Below are 14,814 nucleotides of genomic sequence, written 5' to 3'. Positions count from 1 at the left end.
CGCGTGGCCAATTTCGCCTACAAGGGCCGCGATGCCGCCGGCAAGCTGGTCGAAGGTGTACTGGACGGCGCCTCGGCCGGCAGTGTGGCGGATATCCTGCTCGGTCGCGGCCTGACCCCCATCTCGATCCAACCGGCGCGCGGTAAGGCCGTCAAGGCCGGTGGCGGCGATCTTGCCCTGGCACTGTTCAAACCGCGGGTCGAGCATGTCGATATCCTGCTTTTCTCGCGGCAGATCCACACCCTGCTCAAGGCCGGCGTGCCGATCATGCGGGCGCTGAGCGGGCTGCAGGAATCGGCGACCAATCCGTCGATGAAAGACGTGATCCGCGACGTGCGCGAGAGCCTGGAGGCCGGGCGCGAGCTTTCCGTCTCGCTGGCCCGCCATCCCAAGGTATTCACGCCGTTCTACATCTCGATGGTGCGGGTCGGCGAAGCGACCGGCCTGCTCGACGAGATCTTCCTGCGCCTTTTCGAGCATCTGGAATTCGAGCGCTACATGCGCGAGCAGGTCAAATCGGCGCTGCGTTACCCGATGTTCGTCGTGCTGGCGATGGCGGCGGCGATTGTCGTCGTCAATATTTTCGTCATTCCGGCATTTGCCAAGGTGTTTCAGGGGTTCGGCGCCGAACTGCCGATCATGACCCGGCTGCTGCTCGGTTTTTCCGACTTCATGGTGAACTGGTGGCCGACCATGTTGGGTGGGGTGATCGTTGCCGCCTTCGCCTTTCGCTCCTGGGTCGGTACCCGGCAGGGGCGCATGCAGTGGGAAGCGCTGGCCCTGCGCATGCCGATTGCCGGCAAGATCGTCAGCAAGGCGGCGATGGCGCGCTTTGCCCGAAGCTTTGCGCTGAGCACTCGGAGCGGCGTGCCGGTCATGCAGGCGCTGAGCAATTCGGCGCAGACCGTCGAAAACAGCTACATCGCCGCCAAGATCGAAGGCATGCGTGACAACGTCGAGCGCGGCGAGAGCGTCTTGCGGGCGGCGATCGGAACCGCCTTCTTCACGCCGGTCGTGCTGCAGATGGTGGCGGTCGGCGAAGAGTCTGGTGCGCTGGACGACATGATGGAAGAAATCGGCCAGATGTATCAGAAGGAGGTCGAGTACGAACTGAAAACGCTCGGCCAGCAGATCGAACCGATCCTGATTGTCTGTCTCGGTGCGCTGGTACTGGTGCTGGCCCTCGGTATCTTCCTGCCGATGTGGGACCTCGGCAAGGTCGCCATCAAGCGATGAACCGATGCGGCGCTATTACGAATTTGCCGTCGTCGTCATCCTGCTCAGCATGCTGGGGCTGCTCTTGATCAACAAGCTGGAAAAGGCCCGCGACGACATGGAGGAGGCTGCCGTACAAGCCGAATTTCAGGCCATGCGGGCGCAGTTGCTGGAAGCGGTAGCGCATCGCGAAACCTTCGGCGGTGTCCTGCCAGGCAGCGACAATCCGGCCGACTGGTTGCCGACGCCGTTGCGCGACTACCGGGGAGCGCTCGATGCTGCGCCGGCCGAAGGCTCGATCTGGTACTTCGACCGCCAGGAAAAGGTGCTGGTTTACCGATTTCGCGATGGTCATCGTGCCCGCTTTCGCCTGAGCCGCCAGGCCGGAGCTTCGGATAGCAGAGCCGTGCTGGCCGGCGTCGGTTTGCAGCGACTTGAAGATAAACGTGAATAGGCCTTGAGAAAGAAGATGGCTATGACTAAAGTAGTGGGCTTTATGACCGATAAGACAGGTATGGACCGTCGATTCCCCCTTGCCAGCCAACCCCGCCAGCGCGGTTTCACGCTGATTGAACTGATTGTCGTCGTCATTATTCTGGGGATTCTGGCGGCTGTTGCCTTGCCGCGTTTCATCAACCTGCAGCGCGATGCCCGCATTGCCAAGCTGCAGGCGGCGCGCGGCAGCGTTTCGGCCGGTTCGGCGCTGGTGCACGCCACCACCCTGTCGCGGGGCGGTGTGGTCGATACGACCAATTGTGTGACGACCGGCATCAGGGCCAATAACAGCAACGGGACGACTGGTACGGTGTGTACCGAAAGCGGCCTGATCTACATGGTATTCGGTTACCCCGAAGTGACGGCTTTCGGCGGTAACCCGGGCATCCTGGCGATGGCCGGCCTGACGGGGATCTACAACCCGAACCAGACGCAACTGGAGGCCGAGGGTTATACCTACTCGGCGTCCGGCGGCGTGGGTACCTTCGGCGTGGTCGGTGCGACCGACCCCGCGACCTGTTTTTTCACCTATACCCAACCGAGCGTGGCCAATTCCGCCGCCACGATCAGTGGATTAACCGTTTCCGGATGCTGATTTTTCTTTAGGGAGTTGGACATGCAAGCAAAACAAAAGGGTTTCACGCTGATTGAACTGATCGTGGTGATCGTCATCCTCGGCATTCTGGCGGCGACGGCGTTGCCACGCTTCATCAATGTGGCGACGGATGCGCGCATTGCGGCAATGAACGGTGTGGCTGGTGGTCTGCGTTCAGCGGTTGCCTTGGCCCAGTCGCGCTATGTGGCGACCGGCGATGCAACGGCGACGACCGTTAACATGGGCTTGGGTGGGACGCCTACCTCTGTTGTCGTGGCGGCCGGTACCGGGATTCCGGCGGCTACGGCGGCCGGTATTCAAGCAGCCATGCAATCTACGGATGGCTTCACTTTCGCTTGTCCAGCCGGTGGTGGTGTTTGCACAATTACGCAAAATGGTAGCCCGGCCGCCTGTGCCGTGACTTACACCGAGGCGACCGGGGTGGTCAGCACTGCAGCAGTAACGACTGCAAACTGTGGTGGCTAACCCTTCAGCGAACTTTGCAGAGATTGATTCGTGAGAGTGCGCCAAGCTAGCCTGGTTTTTGCGGGCAAGTGAAAGCTGCGAGAGGTTCTTTTCCTCTCATGAGATTGAGCAAGAACCCGCCGCAAGGCGGGTTCTTGCCATCTCGCGCTGCGCATGGCGGATTCACCATGGTTGAGTTGGTCGTGACCATCGTGATCATCGGAATATTGGCCGCAACCATCGTTCCTCGATGGAGTGGCAACTCCGGATTTGACGAGCGCGGTTTTCGCGACCGTACCGCCGCAGCCCTGCGTTATGCCCAGAAGTCAGCGATTGCGGCCCGCCTGACAACTTGTGCCACCTTCGTGACGGTGCCGCCCAGCGTCAGTTTTCGCATTTCGAGCCTGAACGGGGCGGCGGATTGCACGGTGGGGGCCGACCTGATCGGGCCCGACGGTCTTGTGTTGGTTGTTGGCGCCACCGGCAGCGCGACCTTCACGGCTGCGCCAGCCAGTATTGTGTTCGATGCGGCTGGCCGACCCAATGGTCCCGCCGTCATTTCCATTTCCGGCTTGCCGGCTGCGCTGGCCATTACGGTCGAGGCGGAAACAGGCTATGTCCATTAAGCGGCCCGCTCGCCAATGCGGCATCACGCTGGTCGAGCAGATCATCTTCATCGTGATTGTCAGCGTCGGGGTGATCGGCCTGGTCTCGGTGATGAACCCGCTGATTCGCAACAGCGCGGATCCAATGCTGACCAAGCAGATGGCAGCAGTCGCCGAGGCGGTGCTCAACGAGGCCTTACATCAACCCTTCACCTGGTGCGATCCCGAGGATGCGACGGCTGGCACGGCTCTGTCCTACGCCGACTGCGCCAATCCGCAAAACACCACGACCAGGGTGCCGGTTAGCGAGGCGCGCTACGACACCGGGCCGGGCACGGCTTTCGACAATGTGGCCGACTACGGTGGCTTCAACATGGCCAATGTGGATGATGCCTCGGGCAATAATCCGATGGCTGGCTTCGCGGTCAATGTCGCGGTTGCACAGGTCGGTGCAGCGCTCGGGCTGGCCGATAATACGGCTGCGCTGAGCGTCACCGTGACGGTGACCCGGGCCGGGACCACGTTTTCTCTGACCGGATACCGTTTCCGCTATGCGCCGCGCAGCTGATTTACGCCCTTTTCTGACCGTCGACCGCGGCTTTACGTTGGTCGAGATGATCGTCTCCATCGTCATCACCGGCATCATCGTCGCCATTGTCGCGGTCTTCGGGCGCGGCCAGATCGAGGCTTACCTAGATGTCAGCAATCGGGCCGACCTCTCCGATGCGGCCGATACGGCCTTGCGGCGGATCGGCCGCGACCTGCAGTCGGCGCTGCCGAACAGCGTCCGTCAGTCGGGAAATTTCATCGAGTTCGTGCCGATCACCGATGCCGGGCGTTACCGGGCCGATGTTGGCGGCGGGGCGGGCGATGACATCCTCGATTTTGGCAGCAATGCCGATGGCAGTTTCGACGTGTTCGGGCCGCCGGTCACGATAGGGGCGGGCGAGGAGCTGGTTATTTTCAACCTCGGGCAGCCTGGCTCGGATGTCTATGCCGGTACGAGCCGGCGAGCCGCTACGGCCGGTGTTGGTTTGAGCAAGGTGGTGTTCAATCCGAATGGCGCCCAGTTTCCACTGGCTTCGCCACAAAGCCGTTTCCAGATTGTCGGTGCGCCGGTGACTTACGAGTGCGCGCCGAATCCGGGTAATCCGGCCTTGGGCACGGTGACCCGGCGCTGGGGCTACGGTTTTCAGGGCACACAGCCGGTTGCCGCCGATTTTGCCGTCCTCGGCGGCCAAACTTCAGTCCTGGTCGGCGACGTTGCGGCCTGCGCTTTCAACTACACGCCGGCCGTACTGCAACGCAACGGGCTGGTTGTCCTGCGCCTGACGCTGACCCGTAATGGCGAGTCAGTCCAGTTGCTGCACCAGATCGATGTGCTGAATACGCCATGAAGCGGTTTTTGCCCATTTCTGCAGGTCGACCGCAGCAACGCGGCGTTTCGATCATCGCGGCGATTTTCCTGCTCATGTTGATGGCGGTGCTGGCCGGGTTGCTCGCCAACCTGACTACGGTGACCCAGGTCAACATGGCCTCGGACATTGGTGGTTCGCGGGCCTACCAGGCGGCGCGGGCCGGGGTGGAGTGGGGGATGTTCCAGCTCGACCCAAATGCCGAGTCGGCCAACTTGCCGACCTGCGCGGCGGCGGGCGGTGTCTTGAACACGATTCCCGGTCATACGGTGACGGTGACTTGCGCCGCCTTCCCGAGCGATGCGGCGGTTTACCAGGAGGGAAACCGGCAGATCCGGATTTTCCGTATTCAGGCGACGGCGACGGCCCTTGGGGTCAAGGCGCCCGGCATTGAGCGGCGCATTGTCGTAACGCTGGAGAAGTGTCGGGACTTGACGATGACAGCGCCGCCTTATGATTGCTAAGCAAGGGAAGATGATGCGCCGTCTTTTGGTTTTTTGCCTTTTGGGGCTGTCGACCGCAGCAGTCAATGCGGCAACCTGTATCAGCCGTACCGATGGCAACTGGACGGCAGCCAATACCTGGAATTGCGGCTCGGGTAATCGCAACGGCCCGCCGCAAGCCGGGGATACTGCGACCGTACGCGCTGCGGATGACCTCGTTCTCGATGGCAATACCAATAATCTGGCGGCGCTGACCATCAATGCCGGTGGCTCGATCACCGACGATGGTAGTAACCGGGTCATCACCCTGTCCGGCAATCTGGTCAATAACGGCGACATCAGCGGGGCGGCCAGCAGTCTGATCCTGCAGGGGGGATCAACCTGGAGCGGCAGTGGTTCGGTCACCCTTTCCCATCTCGATACGAACTGGCAGACACTGACTCTGGACAGCGCGTCGCCGATGGTAATTGCCTTGAATGCTGCCAGTCCGTTGCGTAATGTCAGCGCTTTCAACAACGGCGGTTCGCCCAATCGCTTGGCCACGGTTTATTTCAACGGTGGAGCGCAGAGCATTCCGGTCGATGGCCTGAAAATGCCGAATCTTCGGGTGTCCGGCGGGACGAAAACAGTTAATAGCGGAAGCTTGCTGACCATTCTCGGCAGCCTGACCATCGATGCCGGCGCCACCTTCAATGCGCAAAGCAACTCGATTTCGGTCGCCCTGGCCGGTGATCTGACCATCGGCGGCAACTTGTCGGCGCTCGGCAGCGGTGTCTGGACCTTCAACGGGAGCACCGCACAGAATATTTCTGCGGCGGCTACCATCCGTTCGGTAACGCTCAACAACAGCAGCGGTCTGATCTTGGGCGGCAACCTGACGGTTGGCGATACCAGTTGGGGAACGCTGACCCTGAGCAGCGGCAAGCTGACCACCAGCAGCTACGCTGTCGTGATTCCGAAGAATTGCAGCGGCAGCATGGTCTCGCGAACGGCCGGTAGCTGGATCAACGGCAATCTGCAGCTGACGATGCCGGCCTATAACGCGAGTTGCGTTTTCGATGTTGGCGACAGCAGCAACTACGCCCCCGTCACGTTTACCTATCCCTGGCATTCGGCGCCGCTGGGCGGCACGGTGACCGCCAACACGACCGGCGGCGACCATCCCGATACTATCGCCGGTAGCTCAGGGATCAATGCCTCGAAGAGCGTTAATCGCCACTGGACGCTGGCCGCCGGCAGTGGCTCGACCTTCTATACCTATGACGCCCTGCTGCAATATTGCGCTACGAGCGCTACCGCAGATTGCACGGTCAATGATGTCGACGGCACTGCGACCGCGAGCAACTTTGTGGTTGCCGAAAAGGCCGCTGGCAGCTGGAGCACGCTGACTCCGTCGGCATCGGCCAGCAACAGTCGGCAGGTGAGCGGCGTGACGGCATTCGGCGCTTTCGCCATCGGCGAGGCGGGGACCGCTTCAAGTTGCCCGCAGCCGGCCAATACGCCGGCGGGGCTGATCTTGAACTGCCAATGCGACAGCTTTGGTCGTAGCGCGCTGAATCCTTCGCCAATCTTCAGCACCGGCAACTGGATCGTCTCGACCAGCGACACCACCGGGGTCGTGCCCTATATCAACAGCTCGACCGGTTTCCTGCGCCTGACCGAGCGCACCGGCAACAACGCCAAGGCGGCGACTGCGCCGGGTTTTTTTCCGGCAGCCGGCAATTACATCTCGGTGGAGTTCAAGCATTACGCCTATAACGGCAGTGGTGCGGACGGCATCGCGGTCGCGCTGTCGGATTATTCGGTGGCGCCAGTTCCCGGGGCCTACGGTGGCTCGCTCGGCTACGCGCAAAAGACCGGAACTGCCGGTTTTGCCGGGGGGTGGATCGGGGTCGGTATCGACGAATTCGGCAACTTCTCCAATCCCACCGAAGGGCGGGTGCTTGGCCGTGGTTTCATCGTCGATGGCGTGGCCGTGCGTGGCTCGGGGTCAGGACAGACCGGCTATCCCTATCTTGGCGGCACAACGGGCAGCCTGTCGCCCGGGGTGGATAATGCGGGTTCGACGTCGCCGGCTTACGGGCACTTCTATCAGATCATCGTCGATGCCCGGAATTCCGCCCTGGGTCAGACCTGGGTCGCGGTCAATCGCGATACCGGCGGTACCGGCAACAGCTACAGTTCCGTGGTGCCGTCCTTCAATGCCTATGCCGTGTCGACCGGCTACACGCAGGCGGCGGTGCCGGCCAACTGGCAGCTTTCCTTCACCGGTTCGACCGGTGGCTCGACCAATATCCACGAACTTGGCCAGGTCCGCATCTGCGCCCAGTATTACGTGCCGCCCGACGGCGGCACCGCCGGGGGGTTCAGCGCCATCGACGAGGCTTACAGTTCGGCGGTGCAGAGCTTCCTGACCGGCCATATTTACACCAAGCTGGTCGGTACGGCTTTCAAGCTCAAGGTGGCCGCACTGGCCAATAGCCAGATCCAGACCACCTATGCCGCCGGCGGTACCAAGAATGTCAGCCTCAAACTGGTCGACAACAGTGATGGCATGTGCGGTACCGATTTGACGCGTGCCACGGCCTGTGCCAGTGCTGCCTGCAATGGCAAGGCGGCAGTCAGTGGCGGCAGCCAGACGCTGGCTTATACCTCGACTGACAAAGGCATCAAGACCACGGCAAATTTCACCCTGAACTCGGCCTACGCCAACCTGGTGGCGGTGATGAGCGACGGCACGACGACGGCCTGCTCGATCGACAGCTTTGCCGTGCGGCCGACGTTGTTCAGCAGCGTGACCTCTTCGGCCAGCAATAGCGCACTCACCGGGGCACCGAAGTTCAAGGCCGACACCGACAGCTTTACCCTGACGGCGACCGCCAATGCCGGTGGCTACAGCGGTGCCCCGAAAGTGAATACGGCGGCGATGAGTGCCAACGGTGCCGGCTGGGTGGTCGGTACGCTAACCCCAACCGTTTTTGCCAATGCGACGCCCGGCGCTTCGACTTCGGTGGCGACGGGTAGCTTCAAGTACGGCGAGGTCGGCAATTTCCGCTTGCTCGGTTACGACCCGGCCAGCGATGCGACATCGCCTCGTGGCATCTACGACGACGACTGGGTGACGGTGGATAGCGTGGCGACCAAGAATGACTGCGTCGCCGGGAGCTACAGCAACAGCAAGGATGCGGATGGCAAATACGGCTGCCTGTTCGGGCTGCTCGATAGCGGTGCCTCAACCCCGAACTCGGTGCTGTTCGGTCGCTTCGTGCCGGATCATTTCAGCTATCTCGGCGGCGGCATCAAGCCGTTCTGTGCAGCCGCAACGCCCTTCACCTACATGGGCCAGCCGGCGCTGGGTGTCGCCTATCGCCTGCAGGCGGAAAATGGCAGTGGTACGGTAACGCGCAACTACTCGCAGACGCTGGGCTACCCGGTGAGCAACCCGACCCTGGCGGCCGAAGACCAGGCAGTGGCACATCAGGGTTGCGATCTGGCCAGCCGGATCAGCGGGCTGGCTTCGGCGCAATGGGTGGCCGGCGTCTATGCGCTTAACGACGGCGATGCCAACAATGTACCGGACAGCGCGGCGGCTACCTTTTCGCGGCCGGCAGCGCCGGTCGACCTGACGACTGCGAGCTGTGCGGCCAACCGGAACAGCGCCGGTGGTCCGTTCTGGCTGCTCGATCTCGGTGTCTCGATGACCGATAGCGATGCCGGCGCCAAGCTCAACCTGCCTGATATGGACGCAGCAAGCAGCGGCACGTGCACGACCTGCACCGCCCGCAAGATCGGTACGACTGCCGTCACTTATGGCCGCCTCTGGTTGAACAGCGCCTACGGCTCCGAGATGCTGCCGCTGGCGGTGCCGGTGCAGGCGCAGTACTGGACGGCTGCTGGCTGGCTGAAGAACGGCAATGACAGTTGTACGGCACTGACCCAACCGACCCGGCAGGATGCCGGCAATGGCGGGCTGGTCTTCTATGCACCGCCCGACACTGCCCGCAATGCGCTGGCGCCGGGCGAGGTCATTGCCCAGATGGGCGGCTCTACCGCCAATAGCGTCAACCTGTTGAGTGGCGATGCGCGCCTGGTTCTGCGCAGCCCCGGCAGCAGTACGCAGGGGCCGGGGAGCGGCAACTTCGGTTATGTCGATGTAATCGGCAGCAAACTTGGCGCTGCCGCCTGGCTACCGCCGACGGGAAATGCCCGCGCCTGTTTCGGCGCCTGCGGTCCACGTTCGCCGGTCATCTATTTACGTGAAAGCTACTGACCTGCTGAAAAGTCATTGAAAAATAATGTGTTACTGGATATCCTTCCCAAAAAACTTGAGGTGCTGTAGCAATGTGGCCGAAGTTAGGGGCTAAATTTGAGGATGGGTGGATGGCAGTGGTCCGGCGCGACGAGCGGCTGGATATTGCCCATGTCATTTCGACTGCCGGCCAGCGCCCGAAAATCAAGGCATTGGAGTCGTTCAAGCTGGAACGCGACGAGCTCGATGCGCTGAGCCGTCTGGCCCAGGGCAAGCAATTGAAGCGTTTTCGCTGCACCACGCTGCTCGTCGAGGGCGAGTATCAACTGGCCCAACTCGATGCCCTGAATGTCCCCGATGAGGAGCGTTTGCAGGCCTTGCGCTGGCGCCTCAAGGACATGGTCGATTTCCCCGTCGAGTCGGCGGCTTTGGGTGTTGTCGATTTTCCCAGCCAGCCGGGCCGGCCTGGCGGCATCTTTGCCGTGGCGGCAGCGCAAGACGTGGTTGGCCAGCGCATGGCCGCCTTCGATCAAGCCAAGCTGCGTCTGGAGGCGATCGACATTCCGGAACTGGCGCTACGCAATGTCGCGGCCTTGTTCGAGGAAAGCAATCGCGGCCTGGCTTTCCTGGCCCTGAGCAAGGGCGCCAGTCTGCTGACCATCACCTACCAGGGCGAACTGTGTCTATCGCGGCGCATCGAAATGTCGCCGGAAGCACTGGCCTCGGAAGATCCGGAGCGCCGGCAGCAGATGCTCGAGCGGCTGGCCCTTGAGCTGCAGCGCACACTGGATACCTTCGACCGGCAATACAGCTTCATTTCGGTGTCGCGCCTGATGGTTGCCACCGAGTACGACAGTGCCGGTCTGGTGGCCGGGCTTGCAGATAACCTCTACGTGCCGGTGCAGGCCATGGATCTGGCGCAGGTCGTCGATTTCGACAGCCTGCCGGAGTTGCGCCAGCTTGAACGGCAGGCGCAGGGCCTGCTGGCGATTGGCGCTGCCTTGAGGCCAGCCGCATGAGCCAGCAGATCAATCTGTTGCTGCCGGAGTTGCGGCCGCGTTTTGACTGGTTGGCCCTGCCGGTCGTCGCCGGTGCCGCCTTGGTCGCCCTTGTGCTGCTGCTGGTCGTGGCCCAGAGCCAGTCGATGCGGGTTGCCCAGTTGAAGGCCGAGGAGGCGACGCTCAATGGCCAGTTGCTGAATCTGCAGCAGCAGGTCCAGGTGCTCGGGCAGGTCCTGATCAATCGCAAACCGAATGCAGCCTTGCTGCCCGAACTCGACCTCGCCAAGAGCGGCGTCGCGCAGCGCCAGGAGGTGCTCGACTTCATCGGGCGCCGCGACAAGAACCAGGGCGGTGGCTTCCTCAATATCTTGCAGGGCTTTTCGCGCCAGACGCTCGATGGTGTCTGGCTGGTCGCTTTCGGACTAAGCCCGGATGGCGTCGAAATCCAGGGCCGCCTGCTCGATCCGGCCTTGTTGCCGGTCTATATCTCCCGGCTGAACGCCGATCCGGCCTTCGCCGGTCGACGTTTTGCCGCACTGGAAATGAAGGGTGTCGATCCGGTGGCCGAGAAGCCTGAGGCCAACCGGACGGTCGCGGCCAAGCCGGTCGGCAAGCGCTATACCGAGTTTGCGCTGCGCACCGAATCGGCGCCGCCGCCGGAGAAAACTCCATGAAGGCTTTACGCCCACACTGGCAGCGCCTGAATGCCCGCTATGTCGCGCTCAGTAGGCGTGAGCGCGGGCTGGTCGCGGCGGCACTGGTCCTCGGGCCGCTATTGATCGGCAATGCCCTGATGATCGACCCGCAACTGGCCAAGGCCGGCAGCCTGCAACGCAGTATCGCCAGCCAGTCGGCCTCGCTGGCCGAAATGCAGGCGCAACTGGCGACCTTGCAGCAGAAAATGCAGACCGATCCGGATGCGGCCAACAAGGCTGCGCTGGCGACGCTGCAGGCCGAGCAAAAAAAACTCGACGACGATTTGCTGCACTATGCGTCGACGCTGGTCCGGCCGGAGCAGATGAATGGTTTGCTTGAGCGCCTGCTCGCCCGGCACGCCGGTCTGCGCCTGATCAGCCTGAAGACGCTGGCGCCGAGCAGTGTGCTGGCCGATGAGGGTAAGGTACCCGCCAAGGGCACAAGCGCCCCGGCCGTCGACAAGCAATATGACCTCTACCGGCATGGTGTCGAGATTCGTCTCGAAGGCAATTACGCCGATTTGCAGGCCTATCTCGGCCAGTTGGAACAGCTGCAAAAAGGCTTGCTGTGGGGGCAACTGCGCTACAAGGTCCGCGAGTATCCGCGGGCTGAAATGAGCCTGATGGTTTATACCTTGAGTCCGGAGCGGGCATGGCTCGCCTTATGAACGCCCGTCTGCGTTGCCTGACCCTATTACTGGGCGCGTTGGCGTCGCTGCCGGCGCTCGCCGAAGGCGATCCGACCCGGCCGCCGGCCGGCTGGCTGCAGGGCGGCCCGGATGCGGGAGCGGTCGCCGATGAAGGTGGTTTGCGTCTGCAGTCGGTCTTGTGGCCGCAACGCGGCAAGCCGGTTGCCATCATCGGCGGGACGACTGTTCCGCTTGGTGGGCGGCTGGGCGAGGCCCGCCTGATCCGCTTGAGCGAGCACGAAGCCGTGCTGCAGGGGCCGGAGGGGCTGACTCGCCTCTATCTGACGCCCGATGTAAAGAAACAAATGATTGTGTTGCCTGCTGCTTCAGCGAAGAAAAGCAGGCAGGGGAAGGATTTGCCATGAGCAGGATTGTGATTGTCGCTTTGTCGGGCTTGCTGTTGGCCGCTTGCACCGGCGAGCCGGTACGCCGTGCCGATACGTTTGATCGCATCGGCCAGGAGCTTGAGGCGTCCAAGAACGCCCGGCGGGTGCCGGCCGATGCCGTCGGCCAGGCCATGCTGCCGCCGCTGTTGCAGGAGGCACAACCAGTCGCCAAGCCCGAGCCGCGCTTCAATCTGGCGGTCAATAATGCGCCGGTCACCCAGGTGCTCACCGCGCTGGTTTCCGGTACGCCCTACAGCATGCTCTTTTCCCCGGATGTCGGCGGCACGGTCAGCCTGAATCTGAAGAACGCGACGGTGCGTGAGGCGCTCGATACGCTGCGCGATGTCTATGGTTACGATTATCGGGTGCAGGGCAAGCGCATCACGGTCTTGTCCAACACCATCCAGACCCGTATTTTCAAGATCAATTACCTGGCCAACCGGCGCCAGGGGGTCAGCGACATGCGTGTCACCGGCAGTTCGCCGACGGCGGCGGCCCCGACCACCGGCACCACTTCGAGTACCGGTCAGCAGACGCCCGGTAGCACCGGGGTGCCCGGCAGCACCGGGCAGCAGCGGACACCGGATAGTTCGCGCGTCCAGACCACTTCAGATTTCGACTTCTGGAAGGATCTCGGCAATGCGCTGAACATGATCGTCGGCACCCAGGAGGGGCGCAACGTGATCGTCAATGCTGCTTCCGGCGTCGTGCTGGTCAAGGCCATGCCGAACGAATTGCGCGCCGTCGACGATTACCTGAAGGCGACGCAACTGGTCGTCGAGCGCCAGGTCATGCTGGAGGCCAAGATCATCGAAGTGGCGCTCAGCGACTCCTACCAGACCGGTATCAACTGGACGCAGTTTGCCGGCGTCGCCGACCGTTTCGCGCTCGGCGTGCTGGCGCCGGGGGCGGCGCTGTCCGGTTCCGGCGTGCTCAGCGGTTCGGCCACCGGCATTACTGCTGGCTCGGTGGTCACGGCCACGCCCGGCCTGAATGGTTCAATAGCGACCTCATCAGCCGGTCGCGGCTTCTTCGGGCTGTCCTTCCAGTCCAAGGATTTCGCCGCCTTGCTTTCCTTCCTCGAAGGGCAGGGCGATGTTCAGGTGCTGTCCAGCCCGCGCATCGCGACCACCAACAACCAGAAGGCCGTGCTCAAGGTCGGTACCGACGACTATTTCGTCACCGGTGTCAGTACCACGACGACCGCCAGCGCCAGCGGCAACGTCGTGACACCGAACATCACGCTGCAACCGTTCTTCTCCGGCATCGCGCTCGACGTGACGCCGCAGATCGATGACGAGGGCAACATCATCCTGCACGTCCATCCTTCGGTCAGTGTCGTCGAGGAAAAGACCAAGAACGTCAATCTCGGCGACCTCGGCACTTTTACCTTGCCGCTCGCTTCGAGCAGCATCAACGAAACCGACTCCATCGTCCGCGTCCAGGATGGCAGCATCGTCGCCATCGGCGGCCTGATGAGCCAGGAGCAGACGACCAGCCGCTTCGGCCTGCCGGGGATCAGCAATGTGCCGGGGGTAGGGCTGCTGTTCGGCCAGAAGGCTGGCGCCAGCCGCAAGCGCGAATTGGTCATCCTGATGCGGTCGACCGTCATCAAGGGCGAAAATTCTTGGCGCGAGGCCGCCGGCGAAGTTCAGGATCGCATGCAGGGGCTGGACCCGAGCCAGCGCCGCCGGCTCGAATGGCAATAAACCCGTCGCTGCAGGTCGTTTGCCGTGTACCTTGACCATTTCGGCTTGAGCGAACTGCCGTTCGGCATCACGCCGGACACCAGTTTTACGGTGATTACCCGCAGCCACCAAGAAGCCTTGAACACGCTGCTGGTGGCGCTCAATAGCGGCGAGGGCTTCATCAAAATCACCGGCGAAGTCGGCACCGGCAAGACGCTGCTCTGTCGCCGGCTGTTGCAGGCGCTGCCGGCCGGCAGCATTTCGGCTTACCTGCCCAATCCCTATCTGGCGCCGCGCACCCTGCTGCTGGCGCTGGCCGAGGAACTGGGGCTCGCCGTCAGCATCGACTGCGACGAATATCACCTGCTGCAGAGCGTCAACCGCGCGCTGATGGCGCATGCGGCGGCCGGCACCCAGGTTGTCGTCTGCATCGACGAGGCGCAAGCGATGCCGCTCGAAACCCTGGAGTCGCTGCGCCTGCTCTCCAATCTGGAAACCGAGAAGCGCAAGCTGTTGCAGATCATCCTGTTCGGCCAGCCCGAACTCGACCGCAAGCTGGCCGAGCCCTCGGTACGCCAGTTGCTGCAGCGGATCGCCTTCCATTACCGACTGTCCGGGCTGGATCGCCAGGAAGTGGATAACTACCTGGCGCATCGCCTGCGGGTCGCTGGCTACCGTGGCGAAGGGGTGTTCGGAGCGCGCGCCGTGCGCTGCCTGCAGCGCGCCAGTCGCGGCACGCCGCGTCTGCTCAACATCCTGGCCCACAAGTCGCTGCTCGCGGTCTTTGGCGAAGGGCGGCACAGCGTGCGCGCCAGCCATGTCCGGCAGGCGGCAGCCGATACCGAAGGGGCCGGGGCGCCCGGCTGGTGGTGA

At 62.7% G+C, this 14,814-nt stretch carries 15 protein-coding genes; all 15 read left to right on the top strand.

Annotated features, from left to right (window positions below; genetic code table 11):
- Positions 1-3 precede the first annotated feature (3 nt).
- The 15 genes from GH663_RS09495 (at position 4) to GH663_RS09425 (ending at position 14,814) form a co-directional block, all read left to right on the top strand.
- Positions 4-1,236: a type II secretion system F family protein gene (locus tag GH663_RS09495; RefSeq protein ID WP_153131393.1), complete on the top strand. Its 1,233-nt coding sequence runs from the start codon at positions 4-6 to the stop codon at positions 1,234-1,236.
- A 4-nt stretch (positions 1,237-1,240) separates the two neighbouring features.
- The gene (locus tag GH663_RS09490; RefSeq protein WP_153131392.1) at positions 1,241-1,669 is read left to right on the top strand and encodes a hypothetical protein; all 429 of its coding nucleotides are present in this window, start codon (positions 1,241-1,243) and stop codon (positions 1,667-1,669) included.
- Positions 1,670-1,729: 60 nt separating this feature from the next.
- Positions 1,730-2,305: a prepilin-type N-terminal cleavage/methylation domain-containing protein gene (locus GH663_RS21355; RefSeq protein ID WP_281349781.1), complete on the top strand. Its 576-nt coding sequence runs from the start codon at positions 1,730-1,732 to the stop codon at positions 2,303-2,305.
- Positions 2,306-2,326: 21 nt separating this feature from the next.
- Positions 2,327-2,791: a pilin gene (locus GH663_RS21350; protein WP_153131390.1), complete on the top strand. Its 465-nt coding sequence runs from the start codon at positions 2,327-2,329 to the stop codon at positions 2,789-2,791.
- Positions 2,792-2,889: 98 nt separating this feature from the next.
- Complete coding sequence (locus GH663_RS09475) at positions 2,890-3,396, top strand: type II secretion system protein (RefSeq protein ID WP_281349783.1); 507 nt, start codon at positions 2,890-2,892, stop codon at positions 3,394-3,396.
- On the top strand, positions 3,386-3,943 hold the full coding sequence (locus GH663_RS09470; RefSeq protein WP_153131388.1) for a type IV pilus modification PilV family protein: 558 nt from the start codon (positions 3,386-3,388) through the stop codon (positions 3,941-3,943). Before GH663_RS09475 ends, GH663_RS09470 begins: the two co-directional genes overlap by 11 nt.
- Positions 3,927-4,772 (top strand): prepilin-type N-terminal cleavage/methylation domain-containing protein, encoded by an 846-nt coding sequence (locus GH663_RS09465; protein WP_153131387.1) that lies wholly within the window; start codon positions 3,927-3,929, stop codon positions 4,770-4,772. Before GH663_RS09470 ends, GH663_RS09465 begins: the two co-directional genes overlap by 17 nt.
- The gene (locus GH663_RS09460; RefSeq protein WP_153131386.1) at positions 4,769-5,254 is read left to right on the top strand and encodes a hypothetical protein; all 486 of its coding nucleotides are present in this window, start codon (positions 4,769-4,771) and stop codon (positions 5,252-5,254) included. The genes GH663_RS09465 and GH663_RS09460 overlap by 4 nt, the downstream gene beginning before the upstream one ends.
- Before the next feature lie 10 nt (positions 5,255-5,264).
- Positions 5,265-9,503 carry an L-type lectin family protein gene (locus GH663_RS09455; protein WP_153131385.1) on the top strand — a complete coding sequence of 1,413 codons (4,239 nt, stop codon included), beginning with the start codon at positions 5,265-5,267 and terminating at the stop codon, positions 9,501-9,503.
- Positions 9,504-9,613: 110 nt separating this feature from the next.
- Positions 9,614-10,501, top strand: coding sequence for a type IV pilus biogenesis protein PilM (locus GH663_RS09450; RefSeq protein ID WP_153131384.1), 888 nt, complete (start codon positions 9,614-9,616; stop codon positions 10,499-10,501).
- The gene (locus GH663_RS09445; RefSeq protein ID WP_153131383.1) at positions 10,498-11,157 is read left to right on the top strand and encodes a PilN domain-containing protein; all 660 of its coding nucleotides are present in this window, start codon (positions 10,498-10,500) and stop codon (positions 11,155-11,157) included. The genes GH663_RS09450 and GH663_RS09445 overlap by 4 nt, the downstream gene beginning before the upstream one ends.
- Positions 11,154-11,846 carry a type II secretion system protein M gene (locus GH663_RS09440; protein WP_153131382.1) on the top strand — a complete coding sequence of 231 codons (693 nt, stop codon included), beginning with the start codon at positions 11,154-11,156 and terminating at the stop codon, positions 11,844-11,846. The genes GH663_RS09445 and GH663_RS09440 overlap by 4 nt, the downstream gene beginning before the upstream one ends.
- The gene (locus tag GH663_RS09435; RefSeq protein ID WP_153131381.1) at positions 11,831-12,232 is read left to right on the top strand and encodes a hypothetical protein; all 402 of its coding nucleotides are present in this window, start codon (positions 11,831-11,833) and stop codon (positions 12,230-12,232) included. The genes GH663_RS09440 and GH663_RS09435 overlap by 16 nt, the downstream gene beginning before the upstream one ends.
- On the top strand, positions 12,229-13,962 hold the full coding sequence (mshL, locus tag GH663_RS09430) for a pilus (MSHA type) biogenesis protein MshL (protein ID WP_153131380.1): 1,734 nt from the start codon (positions 12,229-12,231) through the stop codon (positions 13,960-13,962). The genes GH663_RS09435 and mshL overlap by 4 nt, the downstream gene beginning before the upstream one ends.
- 24 nt (positions 13,963-13,986) lie before the next feature.
- Positions 13,987-14,814 (top strand): ExeA family protein, encoded by an 828-nt coding sequence (locus GH663_RS09425; protein ID WP_153131379.1) that lies wholly within the window; start codon positions 13,987-13,989, stop codon positions 14,812-14,814.

The organism is Dechloromonas hortensis, assembly GCF_009469765.1.
Classification (GTDB): domain Bacteria; phylum Pseudomonadota; class Gammaproteobacteria; order Burkholderiales; family Rhodocyclaceae; genus Azonexus; species Azonexus hortensis.
The sequence above is the reverse complement of the archived record's forward strand: the minus strand, read 5'-3'. Positions and strand labels throughout refer to the sequence as shown.